18 protein-coding genes and 1 tRNA gene are annotated in these 16,240 nt (G+C 34.8%); 9 read left to right on the plus strand and 10 right to left on the minus strand.

Annotation, left to right across the window (positions count from 1 at the left end; all coding sequences use genetic code 11):
- The first annotated feature begins 14 nt into the window (after positions 1–14).
- The gene (gene recQ, locus ACNQGX_RS10590; RefSeq protein ID WP_417976064.1) at positions 15–2,210 is read left to right on the plus strand and encodes a DNA helicase RecQ; all 2,196 of its coding nucleotides are present in this window, start codon (positions 15–17) and stop codon (positions 2,208–2,210) included.
- Between the two features lie 82 nt (positions 2,211–2,292).
- Here recQ and ACNQGX_RS10595 read toward each other — a convergent pair whose 3' ends face one another.
- Positions 2,293–2,532, minus strand: coding sequence for a hypothetical protein (locus ACNQGX_RS10595; protein WP_417976067.1), 240 nt, complete (start codon positions 2,530–2,532; stop codon positions 2,293–2,295).
- Between the two features lie 205 nt (positions 2,533–2,737).
- On the opposite strand from ACNQGX_RS10595, the gene ACNQGX_RS10600 reads away from it, so the two are divergent.
- The gene (locus ACNQGX_RS10600) at positions 2,738–4,300 is read left to right on the plus strand and encodes an NAD(P)/FAD-dependent oxidoreductase (protein ID WP_417976069.1); all 1,563 of its coding nucleotides are present in this window, start codon (positions 2,738–2,740) and stop codon (positions 4,298–4,300) included.
- Between the two features lie 259 nt (positions 4,301–4,559).
- On the opposite strand, the gene ACNQGX_RS10605 is transcribed toward ACNQGX_RS10600, so the two are convergent.
- The 8 genes from ACNQGX_RS10605 to ACNQGX_RS10640 form a co-directional block, all read right to left on the minus strand.
- The gene (locus tag ACNQGX_RS10605) at positions 4,560–4,919 is read right to left on the minus strand and encodes a cupin domain-containing protein (RefSeq protein WP_417976071.1); all 360 of its coding nucleotides are present in this window, start codon (positions 4,917–4,919) and stop codon (positions 4,560–4,562) included.
- A gap of 517 nt (positions 4,920–5,436) precedes the next feature.
- Positions 5,437–6,099: a hypothetical protein gene (locus ACNQGX_RS10610; RefSeq protein ID WP_417976073.1), complete on the minus strand. Its 663-nt coding sequence runs from the start codon at positions 6,097–6,099 to the stop codon at positions 5,437–5,439.
- 158 nt (positions 6,100–6,257) lie between these two features.
- Positions 6,258–6,743, minus strand: coding sequence for a nuclear transport factor 2 family protein (locus ACNQGX_RS10615; RefSeq protein WP_417976076.1), 486 nt, complete (start codon positions 6,741–6,743; stop codon positions 6,258–6,260).
- Between the two features lie 79 nt (positions 6,744–6,822).
- On the minus strand, positions 6,823–7,608 hold the full coding sequence (locus ACNQGX_RS10620; protein WP_417976078.1) for a CHAD domain-containing protein: 786 nt from the start codon (positions 7,606–7,608) through the stop codon (positions 6,823–6,825).
- A 391-nt stretch (positions 7,609–7,999) separates the two neighbouring features.
- A complete protein-coding gene (locus ACNQGX_RS10625) occupies positions 8,000–9,313 on the minus strand; it encodes an amidohydrolase (RefSeq protein ID WP_417976080.1) in 1,314 nt (437 codons plus the stop codon).
- 209 nt (positions 9,314–9,522) lie between these two features.
- Positions 9,523–10,149 (minus strand): peptide-methionine (S)-S-oxide reductase MsrA, encoded by a 627-nt coding sequence (gene msrA / locus ACNQGX_RS10630; RefSeq protein WP_417976082.1) that lies wholly within the window; start codon positions 10,147–10,149, stop codon positions 9,523–9,525.
- Position 10,150: 1 nt separating this feature from the next.
- Entirely contained in the window at positions 10,151–10,711 is a 561-nt protein-coding gene (gene msrB / locus ACNQGX_RS10635; protein ID WP_417976084.1) for a peptide-methionine (R)-S-oxide reductase MsrB, read from the minus strand.
- A 381-nt stretch (positions 10,712–11,092) separates the two neighbouring features.
- Positions 11,093–11,554, minus strand: a complete 462-nt coding sequence (locus tag ACNQGX_RS10640) for a GNAT family N-acetyltransferase (protein ID WP_417976087.1) — start codon at positions 11,552–11,554, stop codon at positions 11,093–11,095.
- A 167-nt stretch (positions 11,555–11,721) separates the two neighbouring features.
- Here ACNQGX_RS10640 and idi point away from each other — a divergent pair, with 167 nt between their 5' ends.
- The 7 genes from idi to ACNQGX_RS10675 all read left to right on the plus strand — a co-directional run bounded on the left by idi (position 11,722) and on the right by ACNQGX_RS10675 (position 15,314).
- A complete protein-coding gene (gene idi, locus ACNQGX_RS10645) occupies positions 11,722–12,249 on the plus strand; it encodes an isopentenyl-diphosphate Delta-isomerase (RefSeq protein ID WP_417976090.1) in 528 nt (175 codons plus the stop codon).
- Between the two features lie 102 nt (positions 12,250–12,351).
- Entirely contained in the window at positions 12,352–12,762 is a 411-nt protein-coding gene (locus ACNQGX_RS10650) for a 6-pyruvoyl trahydropterin synthase family protein (protein WP_417976092.1), read from the plus strand.
- Positions 12,762–13,217, plus strand: coding sequence for a peroxiredoxin (locus ACNQGX_RS10655; protein WP_417976094.1), 456 nt, complete (start codon positions 12,762–12,764; stop codon positions 13,215–13,217). Before ACNQGX_RS10650 ends, ACNQGX_RS10655 begins: the two co-directional genes overlap by 1 nt.
- Before the next feature lie 48 nt (positions 13,218–13,265).
- Positions 13,266–14,234 carry a type I phosphomannose isomerase catalytic subunit gene (locus ACNQGX_RS10660; RefSeq protein WP_417976096.1) on the plus strand — a complete coding sequence of 323 codons (969 nt, stop codon included), beginning with the start codon at positions 13,266–13,268 and terminating at the stop codon, positions 14,232–14,234.
- A 68-nt stretch (positions 14,235–14,302) separates the two neighbouring features.
- Entirely contained in the window at positions 14,303–14,569 is a 267-nt protein-coding gene (locus tag ACNQGX_RS10665; protein WP_029286506.1) for a hypothetical protein, read from the plus strand.
- Between the two features lie 78 nt (positions 14,570–14,647).
- Positions 14,648–14,721 (plus strand) — tRNA-Thr (locus tag ACNQGX_RS10670).
- A 128-nt stretch (positions 14,722–14,849) separates the two neighbouring features.
- Positions 14,850–15,314, plus strand: coding sequence for a hypothetical protein (locus ACNQGX_RS10675; RefSeq protein ID WP_417976098.1), 465 nt, complete (start codon positions 14,850–14,852; stop codon positions 15,312–15,314).
- 152 nt (positions 15,315–15,466) lie between these two features.
- Here ACNQGX_RS10675 and ACNQGX_RS10680 read toward each other — a convergent pair whose 3' ends face one another.
- On the minus strand, positions 15,467–16,177 hold the full coding sequence (locus tag ACNQGX_RS10680; RefSeq protein ID WP_417976100.1) for a DUF4369 domain-containing protein: 711 nt from the start codon (positions 16,175–16,177) through the stop codon (positions 15,467–15,469).
- Between the last annotated feature and the right edge of the window lie 63 nt (positions 16,178–16,240).

Here is a 16,240-nt window from a genome sequence, read left to right on the forward strand (position 1 = left end):
CCACATAATAAAGAATGAATTCAAACGAAATTGACATACACAAAGAATTAAAGAAATATTTTGGCTTTAGCCAATTTAAGGGGCTACAGGAGCAAGTCATAAAAAGTATCCTAAACCAAGAGAATACATTTGTGATAATGCCCACAGGAGGAGGGAAATCACTTTGTTATCAATTACCCGCTTTGATTCAAGAGGGAACTGCTATCGTAGTTTCGCCCCTTATTGCTTTAATGAAAAATCAAGTTGATGCCATCAGAAGTTTGTCTTCTGAAAATGGTGTTGCGCATGTTTTAAACTCCTCTCTTACTAAAACCGAAATTGCCCAGGTAAAAAAAGATATTACTTCAGGATTGACAAAGTTGCTGTATGTAGCACCTGAGTCTTTGACTAAGGAAGAATATGTGAACTTTTTGAAAAATGTTACCATATCTTTTGTGGCTATCGATGAAGCGCATTGTATTTCGGAGTGGGGACATGATTTCAGACCGGAGTATAGGAATTTGAAACACATCATCAAGCAATTGGGCGATGTTCCTATTATTGGGCTTACCGCAACAGCTACGCCAAAAGTACAGGAAGATATACTGAAAAACTTAGATATGTCTGATGCTACCACTTTCAAAGCATCATTTAACAGACCTAATCTGTATTACGAAGTACGTACTAAAACTAAAAATATAGAATCGGATATTATTCGTTTTATCAAACAACATAAAGGGAAATCAGGAATTATTTATTGCTTAAGCCGCAAAAAAGTAGAGGCTATTGCCGAAGTTTTGCAGGTTAATGGAATAAGTGCCGTGCCTTATCATGCGGGATTAGATGCTAAAACACGTGCCAAACATCAAGATATGTTCTTGATGGAAGATGTAGATGTGGTGGTGGCAACAATTGCTTTTGGGATGGGAATTGACAAACCGGATGTGCGTTTTGTGATTCATCATGATATTCCAAAATCATTAGAAAGTTACTATCAAGAAACCGGTCGTGCCGGTCGTGACGGTGGTGAAGGACACTGTTTGGCGTACTACTCCTATAAAGATGTCGAGAAATTAGAAAAATTCATGTCGGGGAAACCCGTTGCCGAGCAGGAAATAGGATTTGCTTTGTTGCAGGAAGTTGTGGCTTACGCCGAAACGTCTATGTCCAGAAGGAGATTTCTACTTCATTATTTCGGAGAAGAATTTGATGATGTTAATGGCGAAGGCGCTGATATGGATGACAATGTTCGTAACCCAAAAACAAAAGTCGAAGCCATAGATCAAGTGGTGAAACTGCTGGAAGTGGTTCGAGATACGAAGCATTTATACAAATCGAAAGAAGTTGTTTTTACCTTGATTGGCCGTGTCAATGCCGTCATCAAAGCACATAGAACAGATACGCAGTCCTTTTTTGGATGTGGTTCAGATCATGATGAAAAATACTGGATGGCCTTATTGCGACAAGTTCTTGTTGCAGGATTTTTATCGAAAGATATTGAAACCTATGGCATTGTAAAAATTACCAAGAAGGGATTGGATTTTATTAAAAACCGCGAATCCTTTATGATGTCTGAAGATCATGAATACAACGAATCTGAGGATGAAGCTATAGTAACCGCTTCCAAATCTACCGGAACTGCCGATGAATTATTGATGGGTATGCTGCGTGATTTGCGTAAAAAAGTAGCTAAGAAATTAGGTGTTCCCCCATTTGTGGTATTTCAAGATCCATCATTGGAAGATATGGCTTTGAAATACCCTGTTTCTCAAGAAGAATTGATTAATATTCATGGGGTTGGGGAAGGAAAAGCGAAAAAATACGGAAAAGAATTCTTAGAATTAATCAGCCGATATGTAGCCGATAATGATATCATCCGTCCGGAGGATTTAGTGGTGAAATCTACAGGAGTAAATTCTGTAAATAAACTTTATATTATCCAAAATATCGACAGGAAATTATCCCTCGATGATATTGCTTCCGCAAAAGGATTGAAGATGGATGATTTAATCAAAGAAATGGAGCAAATTGTCTATTCCGGAACCAAGCTGAATATAAAATATTGGATTGATGATATGCTTGACGATGATCAGCAGGAAGAAATTCACGATTATTTTATGGAATCTGAATCCGATAAGATAGAAGACGCACTCAAAGAATTTGATGGTGATTATGATATTGATGAATTACGCTTGATGCGAATTAAATTCATTAGTGAGGTTGCTAATTAGCCATAATGTCGAAAGTCATAAAGTCGTAAAGTTTTGCAAGGTTTGGTGTTTTTTGGACATTTTGACTTTCGACTTTATGACTTTAGACTATATAAAGCTCTCCTCGATGCGGTTTCAAAGCATCTCGAACCTGAATCATGTTTTCATCCGTTACCACCATAAAAGCGATGGCTAGCAATTCGCCTTGAATTTCAAACCCAGTTATATTCAACGGTAATTTTTCAATAGCGATGTATTCTTTCAAATGAATTTCGTGATGTTCCGCTGTTTTTGCAGCAGCCGGACCACGGAAATCCCATATCAGTTTTATTTTTCTGGACATTTTGTTGAGGCTATTTGTTTAATCGGTTAACTGTTTTAAAGTGCCAAAGTTACAAAGTCTAATTCGAAAATAGGCCAATTTGAAAATTTGAAAATGGATTCTCCTTTCAATAATAAGAAGTCAGTACAAAATACTACTTTTGTACCTGGATTATTTTAGACATTTTTAAAAGTCAAATAATCTAAAAATCGATAATCTAAAAAAAATGCCTCAAGAACTCTTATTACAAGTATCACCGGAAATTGCAGCAAACGATTTGTTGTTGAAAGACTATTTGTCGAAACAAATTAAGGTTTCTGTAAATGAAATTCAGCATGTTTCTGTCTTAAAAAGATCTATTGATGCACGTCAAAAAGCTATAAAAATCAATCTTAAGGTTGTAATCTATTTAAAAGGAGAGCCTTTTCAAGAGCAAAAAATACAACTTCCGGATTATGGTAATGTAGCCACGGCTCAAGAAGTAATCGTTGTTGGCGCAGGACCTGCAGGACTTTTTGCTGCTTTGCAATTGATAGAATTGGGTTTGAAGCCTATAGTTATTGAGCGCGGAAAAGACGTTAGAGGCAGAAGAAGAGATTTGAAAGCCATCAATGTGGATCATCTTGTGAATGAAGACTCTAATTATTGTTTTGGCGAAGGTGGAGCAGGAACGTATTCGGACGGGAAGTTATACACGCGTTCTAAAAAAAGAGGCGATGTAACGCGAGTTTTGGAATTATTTGTCGCTTTTGGAGCTTCAGAGGATATCTTAATTGAGGCGCATCCGCATATTGGAACGAATAAATTGCCTCAAATTATTCAGGACATTCGGGAGAAAATTATCGAATGCGGCGGACAAGTTTTGTTTGAAACCCGATTGACCGATATTTTAATAAAAAACAACGAAGTGCAAGGTATCGTTACTCAAAAAGGGGACACGATTCTTGCCAATAAACTCATTTTGGCCACAGGACATTCTGCCCGTGATATTTTCGAATTGTTGGATAGAAAAAAGATTTTTATCGAGGCCAAACCTTTTGCCTTGGGCGTAAGAGCAGAGCATCCACAATCTTTGATTGACAGTATTCAATATAGTTGTGATTATCGTGGGGATTATTTACCTCCAGCTCCATATTCTATTGTGAAACAAGTAGGAGGAAGGGGAATGTATTCCTTTTGCATGTGTCCTGGCGGCGTGATTGCACCTTGTGCCACAAGCCCCGGTGAAGTGGTTACCAATGGTTGGTCGCCATCCAAAAGGGATCAGGCTACTGCCAATTCCGGAATTGTAATTGAATTGCAACTGGAAGATTTTAAACCTTTTGCTAAATTTGGTGCTTTGGCCGGAATGGAATTCCAAAAAAGTATCGAGCAAAAAGCTTGGCACTTGGCTGGTGAAAACCAAAAAGTTCCTGCACAACGTATGATTGATTTTACGCAAAACAGAGTTTCTTCAGATATTCCTAAAACATCTTATGTTCCAGGAACGACTTCAGTCGAAATGGGACAGGTTTTTCCTGGATTTTTAACGCAAATATTGCGAGAAGGATTCACCGAATTTGGAAAGTCTATGCGTGGTTATTTGACAAATGAAGCGATACTTCATGCGCCAGAATCCAGAACGTCTTCGCCAGTGCGTATTCCCAGAGACCCGCTGACGTATGAACACGTTCAAATAAAAGGCTTGTATCCTTGCGGCGAAGGAGCAGGTTATGCAGGCGGAATTATCTCGGCGGCGATTGATGGGGAGAAATGCGCGTTAATGATAAAAGAGTGTATAGGAAATTAATTTTCCGACCTACTTACATAAAAAACACACTTAGAATATCGTGTTACTATTGAAAAGACTCTACTAAAAGGCAGTCTAAAAATTTTAAACAGTTGTTTTTGATTTGTCAATAAATTCAGGACTTTAGTAAACAAAGAGATTAAGAGTGATATTTAAGTAAGCAACTCGATTAATTTTTTAAGCGGTACAGCCCGTTGTTTTTTAAAGAAAGCAGCCCTTATTCAGGCTGCTTTTTTAGTGTTTTTTAAATAGGATTATATTATTTTTTCTTGGCAGATTTTATTTCTGTAACAACAATCTTGAATGTTGTAGTTCCTGTGTTTTTTGCCTTGTGTGTTACGGGTGGGAAATACAGTACGTCTCCTGCTTTGATATTGGATTCGGTTGCCGGCATGCCTTTTTCTGTGATCTGAATTTTACCACCGGTCAAAGCATACACAGTGTGATGAGGATGGCTATGCCATGGCATTGTTGCGCCTGGGGCAAATTCAGCCGACATGACCCTCACTTTATCATTCTCAAGGAGGATTTTTTTATACACTTTCGGGCCAGCTTTCATAGGATCTTGTGCATACATACTTGAACTCATTATTAGGAATAATCCAATGAGCAGAGACATCGAAATCATTTTAATTGCTTTCATCTTTATTTCATTTTTTTTTGATTATACATAAGGTGGACAATGTTTTATTCTCCTTTATTTAAGAGCAGTTTTTTATTTTAGCTTCATTCTGGATGGATGTTGACTTCTGCCGAAACACCATTTTTAATTATGAATAAGAAATTCGGTGACACTGTAACTAGTGCTTTTTAAATTTATTGACAACTTCTATGCGGTTTTTTGCATGAGTACAGTTCAATTAAAAAGGAAATGTCAATTCTTCTGGACGGTGCAAACTTTTGCATAGCGATTCATTTGAATATCGAAGCGCGATAAATAGCTTTTTTGGGTACCACTAATTTACAAAAAAAATAGATAAAATAGTAAATAGAGATTATTTTTTTTATTTAAATAATTGATATTTAGTTGTTTATGTTTGATATGGATTGATGGTGTAAAAAAATAATAGAAAAATCCGTTTCTAAAAATTTAAAAACGGATTTTGTATATCTATTAAAACCAGATAAGATGTTTTTTACTTTGTTCCTGATGCAGTAGGAATCGCTTTGGTTTGATTGCATTCCATATTGTAAAATTCAACTACTTCTTCAATGTCATTTTTTGTATAGGTTTTGTTTTGTATTTTTTCAACAAGTACAGGGCAATCTTTAAAGAAATCGGAAGCTGCATTTTTAAAGTTTTTACTAATGTTACCAAATGAAGTTATTTTGAAAACTTCACTTTCGCCTTCATGATTGATGTAATAACTGGTTATATTTCCACCACCACCATAGGACATACCGCCAAAACCTCCCGCAGTATTTATTGCACTTGGAGCATAATAAAACCCTGAAGCGTCACTTTTATATAAATTAACTGTTCCTTCAATGATTACTTTTAACCATTGCTCAAAGTTGTTTTTTAACTTTTTGTATTTGTATGTTTCATTAGTTCCTTTTTCATTCATTTCGATTCTGTCAATCAATGTTGCTTCATAAACGGTGCTTTTACTATCGCTATTTAATTTGAACTTGATATTTCCGTCAGTTTTAATTTTACCTAATCCAGCTATTGAGGTGTTGTCTTTCAGGTAAATAGTGCATCTTTGGTTTTGTGAAAATCCTATTGAAAAAATAAATAAAAATGATGCTATAATTACATTTTTTAAATTGAAAACTAAGCTGTAGTTATTGTTCATGTACTTCTAATTTAATGAGATTTAGGGTTATTTTTTTTCAAATGTAAAGATGTGCTTTCTACCTTTTTTTTGGATTGCAAAGAAAGAAAATAAAAAGATGAAACAGGATTTTGGTACTACAAAAAGTAAAGCAAAACTAACTTTTTATACCTCTAAATCTAATGATCGTAACTGATTACTCTTGATATTTTCCATTGATTGTCTTTTTTCTTCCAAATCATAAGAAATTTAAAGGTTCCGATTTCTTCTTTTCCGTTTTCCATGTGTCGGAATTCGTGTACGCCAATTTCAATGGCTCCATAGTCTTTAATCGGATGGACTTCCAGACTTCCTTTAACCAATTTTCGGGTTAGTTTATTTTCGTTTTTAAACATATTCGAAAAATTGGTAAAAACGGTTTCATAGGTAAGTAATCCGCCATTGTCTTGAAACCATTCTAAATCTTCGGTAAATAAAGATTTGAATTTTTCGAATTCTTTCTTGTTAAACGCTTCAAACATAATCTCATCCATTCGTTCAATTTCCTTATATAGTTCAGCTGAGGTTGGTGCTACTTTTTTTTCTTGTGCAGTTGCAGTATTAATAAAAGCTAAGGCAAAAATTAGATTTAAAAAATAATGAAGTTTGAAAGTGTTCTGTTTCATAATGTTCAAAATATTTTGGAGGAGCACATGATTTCTGTAATCCTTTATCATGGTTTTTATCTTTATTTTTCTCAAATATTTAAAAAAGAGTCTGATAGGGTAAAGTTGCATTTATTTTATTGAATAACAATTCTCTTTTTGAAGTTAATATTGCTTTAGTTATTTTAAGCTGTTTCGTTTCGCTTGGAATCGTTTTATTCGAATTAATTCCTTTTTTCAAATGATTGATGACAACCTCGTAATCATGCCATTTCCCAAGTAAATCGGATAAAATATTTTTGTCTGGCAATGATTGGTTTTGTGATACGCAATTTAGGATTTTTTCATTGTATTGGTATGTTTTTAACCGTTTGCGAAAGGTGTGCATTTGCGTTTTTTTAAAGTTGGTTTTGCACATTAATTTTTTAATAGCTCTTCTCCTTTCATCCATGTAGCGATTCATCTTTTTTTTACTTGTTTTAGCCAGCATGGGAATAATTTTACGATACTTTTTTTTTAATTTTCGAACGAAGCTCTTATTAACAATAGAGAAGAAACGTATCAGTTCTTTGGTTTCAAGTTTTTGTAAACGATTTCTGTATGCTTGAAGCAAATGGGAATTGGGTTGTTCAGCAAGCAAGTATTCTTCTATTTGAAGTTCTCTTATTTTTCCTGCTTGTTTAAAAATAAGTCTAAATGGTTTGTAAATTCTTTTGTGCTTAAATTTTTTGGAACAATAGTTTAGCAAATCAAATAAGGCATTCATTTTCTTGATTTCTACTCGAAGGGTATGAAAAGTTTCCGGAGTAAAGGATTTTGGAGATTTTTCTAAAATAAGATTTGCGGCACTTTTTCGTATTTTAAAATATGTTCTAAGTGCTTTCATCTTTTATAAAATAGTTGTTTTAGAATAAAAAAAGGATGATAATTACAACAATGAATACGTTTAAAAAGACGTAAAGAAGTTTGTTTTTGGGTTTAATTTTTGTCAAAAAAAATCTTCTTTTCTTCAAATTCTTTTTTTTGTAATTTCTCCTCTTGCAAATCTTTTTCTTAGAATATCCAATGGAGTCTCATTTTTTGTTCGTCAGGTGTGATTTAGTGTTTAAATTATTGAAAATCAGTATAAATATATGAATTTTAGAGCAGTAAATCAATTTGTTGTGTTGGATTTTTCATGCGGTTAAACAAAAAAAACGTCTCATTGTAGTGAGACGTTTTGTGATTTTTTTATTTTGTAATTGACAATACTTCGGTAGTGTATTTGTTTTTTATAATCACTTACTTTTTTTAGTATTCATTTCCATATAATCGATAGTTAAATCTGACATTGCTTTCATCCCTAATACAAAACCACTTTCGTCAATATAAAAATCAGAAGTATGATGTGAGGCAGTTTCAGATGGATTTTTGCCTTTAGGCATTCCGCCAAGAAAAAAGAAAAGCCCTGGAACTTTGTCTTGGTAATACGAAAAGTCTTCAGCTCCAGTTGCTGCGGGTGTTAATACAACATTGTTTTTTCCTGCGACAGCTTCTAATGTTGGCACCATTTTCTCGGTCAATACTGGATCGTTGTAGGTTATAAGGGTCTGTTTTGTGATGCTCACTTCGGCAGTAGCTCCGGCACTTTCTGCAATATTAGTGGTTATTTGTTTTAATCTGTTGTGAATCATTTCTTGCACTTTACTGTCAAGGGTACGAATGGTACCAGCCATTTCGAGTTCTTCAGGAATAATATTGCTTCTTACACCGGCCGTAACTTTTCCGACACTAACCACAGCCGCAGATTCAGTAAGGTCTACATTGCGACTTACAATAGTTTGTAAACCCAATATTATTTGGGAAGCCGTAACGATAGGATCCACTGACTGCCATGGACTGGCGCCGTGCGATTGTTTTCCTTTTATTTTTATTTTGAACCAATCCGATGAAGCCATCGCTCCTTTTGGTCGGTAATTAATTTTGCCTACTTCGGTTTGTGCGCTGATATGCAAGCCAAAAATAACATCTACTTTTGGATTTTCAAGAACCCCTTCTTTTACCATTAGTGCGGCTCCGCCTTCTTCTCCTTCGGGCGCTCCTTCTTCTGCTGGTTGAAAGATAAACTTGACGGTTCCGTTTAATTCACTTTTGATAGAAGCTAAAATTTCAGCAGTTCCCATCAAAATAGCGATATGGGAATCATGCCCGCAAGCATGCATAACGCCTACAGGCTGGCCGTTATATTCGCCTTCAGCTTTTGAAGCAAAAGGGATGTTTACTCTTTCTTTAACCGGTAAGCCATCCATGTCAGCCCTAAGAGCCACAACCGGACCGGGTTTTCCGCCTTTTAAAATCCCCACCACTCCAGTTTTAGCCACTCCGGTTTGTACCTCGATACCCAAAGAGCGTAAATGTGCCGTTATTTTTTCGGCAGTTTTAAATTCTCTATTTCCTAATTCCGGGTTTTGGTGAAAGTCTCTTCGCCAAGTAATAACCTTGGATTCTAAAGAAGCTGCCTTTTGAGCAATGGTAGCTTTTAGCGCTGTATTTTGAGCAGATGCAAAAATGGAGAAAGTAAATAGGCCTGCAAAAAGAATAATTTTTTTCATTAGTTGTGGTGTAAAGTTATGGTTCCATAATAGCAATTATTTCATATGAAATTCAGCCTATTTTGGTAGTCAATAAGGTCAGTTAAAAACAAATATAGCAAAATTATTTTGCCCTACAGCAATTTAAATAGTAGCGTAAAGTATCTTGCTTTAAGTAGGATATAAAAAAAACCGCCTTGTTTACAGTAACAAGACGGTAGCTTAATAATTTATTTTTTCTTCTTTAATCGGCTTTTAAAAAGCTTTTCGAATTTTTCCATTTTGGGTTGAATTACCATTTGACAATAAGGTTGATTTTTATTGTTGGCATAGTAATTTTGATGGTAGTCTTCGGCTTTATAAAATTTAGTCAACGGTTCCAATGTTGTAACTATTGGACTGTCATAAATCCCAGCTTTTTTCATAGCATTAATAATCGTTTGTGCTGATTTCTTTTGTGCTTCATTTTTATAAAAAATAGCAGAACGATACTGCGTTCCTACATCGGCACCTTGACGGTTAAGTGTAGTTGGGTCATGCACTGTAAAAAAAACTTTGAAAATCTCATCCAGATTTGTTACGTTTTTATCATAGGTAATCTGAACCACTTCGGCATAACCGGATCTTCCGGTAGAAACATCCTTATAAGTAGGATTAGCTATTTTTCCACCTGCGTATCCTGATACTGCCGATTTTACTCCAATCAGATTCTCATAAACGGCCTCAACACACCAGTAACAACCACCGGCCAATGTAATGGTTTCAAAATTGGATTGTTTTTTAGTTTTATCAGTTGTGCTGTTTTGTCCAAACATTCCCAATGAAGTTAATAGTGCAATTAAAAATATATTTTTCATCTTATTTAGTGTCAGGGATAAAGTCAAGTGCGATAGAATTCATACAGTATCTTTTTCCGGTTGGTGCAGGGCCATCATCAAAAAGATGTCCTAAATGTCCGTTGCATCTTCCGCAAAGAGCTTCAATTCTTTCCATTCCAAGAGAATTATCGGTTTTGTAAATAACACTGTTTTTGTTGTCTTGTTCGAAAAAGCTTGGCCAACCACAGTTACTTGAAAATTTGGCGCCAGAACGAAATAGTTTGTTGCCACAGGCTGCACAATAATAGGTTCCTTTTTCATCCGTGTTCCAATACTTTCCTGTAAAAGGTCTCTCCGTGTCCGCATTACGGGTTACTTCATAAACGTCTTCCGGTAAAACTTTTTTCCATTCGGCATCACTAACATTAAGTTTTGTCGTGTCTGTATTAGAATAATACGGATTTCCGGGTTTGTTGATGAGATTTTCCATTGTGATAGATTTTTTTGGACTGTCTTTTTTGTTTGTCGTTTGTCCACAAGCAGTGAACATGATTAATGGAAGCAAAAATAATACGCTTAAAAAACGGGTTGTTGTTCTCATGATTTTCTTTTTATAGTACAAATGTAAAGCGCTTTTGAATCGAAAAATGTCGCCTACTTTACAAAGTAATAGTTATTTAAGTACGTTTTAACTATCGTTATTTACGGGTAAAAGGTATATTTGGATTTAGAATTAACAAAACCTTATTATTATAAAATAGGTCTATCCGTATGCAATACCAGCAATAATTCTGCCACAGATTTGCTTCGCCTGTTCGCTCTTTCAGGCTCGGGATACAGATTTTTGTTTGTGTAAATTGGTTAATCTGTGTTTCATTTCATCAATGCCTCTGGAACTCTGCCCTGAGGTAGTTTGTTCTGTGGAAATCTTTTAAATCTGTGGCAAAAAAATAAAGTTTATCTACAAAGCAGACCGTCATATTTATACAATCATTCGCATGTTGACAAGGTGTTTTTTGAACCCTGCTTTCTCATACGCTTTAATTGCCGAAGAGTTGTCATTGTATACATCCAGTCGAAGTTCAAATACATCCTGCAGGTTGCACCATTCTTTGAGCGCTTCAATAATTTTAGCGTTTATTCCTTTTCCTCTATGATTAGCATCGGTGTACATGAATCCTAAATAGGCATAGTTCAGATGATTCAAATAAGGCTTCGCGGTCTCTATTCTCGCATATCCGGAGCCGACAAGCTCTGAATCAATTTCGGCTACCAATACTTCTATATGTGGTGCTGAAATCATTTTTTCAATATCATAATAATGTATTTTTTCTTCTTTTAAAGTAGGGTCAAAAGGACGTTCGGCAGTAATAATTCCCTGTTCGAATTCAAGAAGTTTTTCTAAATCGTTGCGATGTGCTTTTCGGATGGTTATAGTGTGCATGGTGCTGTTTATAATTTGTTATAAAAATACAAAAGAATCTTTGAAAGTATGGCGTCACTTTTATTTGGACAGCCCTGAAATAATTCCGCTTCAACAAATCGAAACAGAACGTTAAAGCCCCTGTCCCTAATTATCTTTTTTGTATTTTTGACCAGTAATAGATTTATATGTTAGAAGAAAACGTAATATTAGTTAATGAAAATGATGAGCAGATAGGGTTGATGCCTAAGCTTGAAGCACATGAAAAAGCGGTTTTGCATCGTGCTTTTTCAGTTTTTGTTTTAAACAGTAAAAATGAAATCATGTTGCAGCAACGGGCACATCAAAAATACCATTCCCCTTTGCTTTGGACCAATACCTGTTGCAGTCATCAGCGCGAGGGAGAAACAAATGTTCAAGCAGGAAGCCGAAGGTTATTTGAAGAAATGGGTTTTAAAACAGAACTCAAAGAGCTTTTTCATTTTATATACAAAGCTCCTTTTGATAATGGTTTGACGGAGCATGAACTCGATCATGTCATGATTGGTTATTATGATGAAGCGCCTGAAATAAATACTGAGGAAGTAGAAGACTGGAAGTGGATGAAAATTGAGGATGTGAAAATTGATATGGAAGTTCATCCGGAGTTGTATACCGTTTGGTTCAAAATTATCTTCGACGAATTTTATCATTTCCTTGAGGAACATAAAATATAAGATTGCAAATAGCGGTTCAAAAGTGTATTAACATAAAAAAATTTCAGATTTCGCAACTTTGAGAAATCTGATCCCGAAGCTTCGGGACTAAAATCTGAAATTATGAAAGTTACTATTTCACGGAAAGCCCATTTTAATGCGGCACATAGATTATACAGGAAAGATTGGACTTTCGAACAAAACGATGCTGTTTTCGGGAAGTGTAACAATCCTAATTTTCACGGGCATAACTATGAATTGACAGTAAGCGTAACCGGCGAAATTGATCCGGAAACGGGTTATGTAATGGATGTGAAATTCCTGAGTGATATTATTAAAGAGGATGTTGAGTGTCAGTTTGACCATAAAAACCTGAATATTGACGTGCCTGAATTTCAGGATTTGAATCCAACAGCCGAAAATATTGTTGTGGTAATTTGGAATAAAATCAGAAAAAGAATCAAGCCTGAGTTTGAATTAGAAGTTGTTCTTTACGAAACACCACGAAATTTTGTAACCTACAAAGGCGAATAATGGGACTAAAAGTAGGCGATACAATCCCCAATTTCAAAGCGAAAGATGCGAACGGCAATGATTTTGACAGTCAAAATATGGTGGGGCACAAGCCTCTTGTTATTTATTTTTATCCAAAAGACAATACGCCAGGCTGCACCGCTGAGGCATGCAGTTTTAGAGATCAATATGAAGACTTCACAGCCTTAGGCGCTGAGGTAATAGGAATCAGTAGTGATAGCGTCAGTTCACATCAACAATTCAGTAAACAATTTAAACTGCCTTTTATTCTTTTGTCAGACAATGACAAGAAAATTAGAAAACTTTTTGGAGTTCCCTCCGGATTGTTTGGATTGCTTCCAGGAAGAGTGACGTATGTAACGGATAAAAATGGAGTTATTCAAATGATATTTGACAGCATGCTGGCCACCAAACATATTCCTAAAGCGCTCGTAGCTATTAAAAAATTAGTTTAATAGAGTAGGTCAATCAGTTAAGTTGACAAAATTTGTAAATAAAAAAATATGAATCCAAAAATATACCCCTTACAATTTGAGCCCATTTTAAAAGAAAGAATTTGGGGCGGTGAAAAACTAAAAACACTACTTAATAAACCAATTACGTCAACAATCACTGGCGAAAGTTGGGAGTTGTCTACAGTTGAAGATGACGTAAGCGTTGTGGCCAACGGAGAATGGAAAGGGAAATCATTGACGGCAATTATTAATGAGTTTCCTGATGAAATAGTAGGAACGGAAGTTCATGCCAGATTCGGAAAACAATTTCCGTTGCTTTTCAAATATTTGGATGCTCGTGAAGATTTGTCCATACAAGTGCATCCTAATGATGAGTTGGCTAAAAAACGCCACAATTCCTTTGGTAAAACCGAAATGTGGTACATCATGCAAGCTGATGATGATGCCAGAATTATTGTGGGTTTCAAAGAAAAATCGAATGCTAGCGAATATTTAGAAAATCTAAAAAACAAAACGTTACTTTCTATTCTGGATACTGTAAAAGTAAAATCAGGCGATGTTTTCTTTTTAGAAACTGGAACAGTTCACGCGATTGGTGCCGGATTAGTGGTTGCCGAGATTCAACAAACTTCGGATATTACCTATCGTCTCTATGATTTTGATAGAGTAGATGCCAATGGAAATACTAGAGAATTACATGTTGATTTGGCCTTAGACGCTATTAATTACAATAAAGTAGAAACGAAAAAAGAGTACACTAAGAACTTAAACGATTCAAACGAAATTGTTGACTGTCCTTATTTTACGACGAATTTTATTCCGTTAGACGGAGAAATTTCGGTTTCTAAATCTGGAAAAACCTTTACGGTATATATGTGTACAGAAGGAACATTTGAACTGGAATATAACAATTCAAAATTACAATATAAAAAAGGAGATACTGTTTTGATTCCTGCGGCAATGAATGCATTCATTCTCAATGGAAAAGCTTCAATTTTAGAAATTTACATTTCATAGTCGGTAATAGAAAGATTATGTGTACTTTTGCAGACGCAAATTAAAATTCAAATTTTAAAAAAATAAAAATGGCAAACGTTAAGAATTTAAAAAAAGACATCAACTACGTTTTAGGAGATATTATTGAAGCAGTTTACTTGTTCGAAATTTCTACAACAGGAAAACCAACAACAGAAACTAATGATTTAATTGATGAAGCTATCGCTGCTTTTGACGCTTTAATCACTAAAGTGAACGCAAAAAAGGTAGAAGATAAAAAAGCACACTTCAAACAAATCAATGTTGAATTGGAACAAACTGCTAATCAATTGATTGCTAAAATCAACGAATTGTAGTCAAAAAAAAAGCGAAAAAAGTTTGAATTTGTTTTGGAAAATAGAAATTCAGACTTATATTTGCACCCGTAATGAGTCGCCAGCGTAGCTCAGTTGGCTAGAGCAGCTGATTTGTAATCAGCAGGTCGTGGGTTCGAGTCCCTCCGCCGGCTCTTTAATAAAACCACTTAACTTTTGTTAAGTGGTTTTTTGTTTTTGATAAAAATGAGAATTCAATTCCGTTTTAATTGAATGTCATAATTTTTTTGTTAAATTTGGCATCTAACCTAAAAAATAAATTATGGAAGAGCATTCAGTTATTGAGAATTTTGAAATGAAATTAAATGAGTCTGCGAAAGACTTTTTGAAAGAAACAGCAAAGTGGGCTTATTTTTTATCAATTCTTGGTTACATAGGAATTGGTTTTATTGTTTTTGCAGCTTTATTTGCCGGTACATTATTCTCAGCTATGGGGAAAATGAATCCAGCAATGGGAATGATGGGTTCCTCTTTTGGAATAGTGATGGCTGTCGTTTATTTGCTTATTGCGGTACTTTATTTCTTTCCGGTGTATTACTTGAATAAATTTGCATCTAATGTCAAAGCAGCGTTTAATAACAACGATTCCGAAACACTGACTACTTCTTTAGGATATTTAAAATCTCATTACAAATTTATTGGAATTATGACACTGGTAATTTTCTCTCTGTATCTTTTAATGTTTGTAGGGATGATTGTTACCGGAATAGCTTTTAATAACGCTTAAACAGCTTTTATATATGGTAATGAAGAGGTTTTGTTCGGTCAGGCCTCAGGATTACTATTCTTCTTTATAAAATAAAAAAAAATCATCTTGTTATACAGCAAGATGATTTTTTTTATTCTAATTATGGAATAGAACGCAGCCTTTAGAACTGTTTACTTTTGGTTCTTTATGCTGGCAACATATTCAGTCAGTTTTTTGCCATAAAGCGATTGTGCTACTTTAGGTGACATTGATTTTTGAATTGTATCTAAATATTTGATATTGATATCATAGATTTCTGATAAGGCGATATAAGGCGCCACTTCGAATTTTCTGTTGTTTAATGCAAAATTAGTGGCAAACAAATACTTTCTTTTTATGTTTGAATCTTGTTTTGCGATTATACTATCTACTTTTTGTGTGTTTTGACTTTTGACAGCATTAAATTTTTGTTCAATCAAAGTAAGATTTTCATCTGTAAAACGGGTGTTAATCTTTTTATACTCTTCAAATATTTCGTGATTTTTTGACCCTTTAATTTTGGCATCAGACAAATAACGATCTAAACTTGTTTCAATAGTTATGTTTCCTGGCTCAGCAAAGAAGGATAAATTATTGTCCAAGGAATTGCTCACGCCTCTGTCTAAGAACAAATAAAGCATTTCAGGTGATTTTAGGTCCAGATCACTTTCGAATGTAGAACTTCCATCGATATTGATTGTGTCAATGGCTACCAGTGTGGTATCAACAATTCGCTGGATATACAAAGTTCCTTTTTTTAGTCCTTTAATATTTCCGGTAATATGTAAATTAGCTTTTGATTCATTCTTGTCACAAGATGACAATAGGATGAGTGTAACGAATGCAATAATAGATTTTTTCATGTGAAGTTAAAATTTGATTTTTGGAACATGGTATCGTCATTCTTTATTATGATTTGTCCCGAA

The organism is Flavobacterium glycogeni (assembly GCF_048286775.1).
GTDB lineage: Bacteria > Bacteroidota > Bacteroidia > Flavobacteriales > Flavobacteriaceae > Flavobacterium.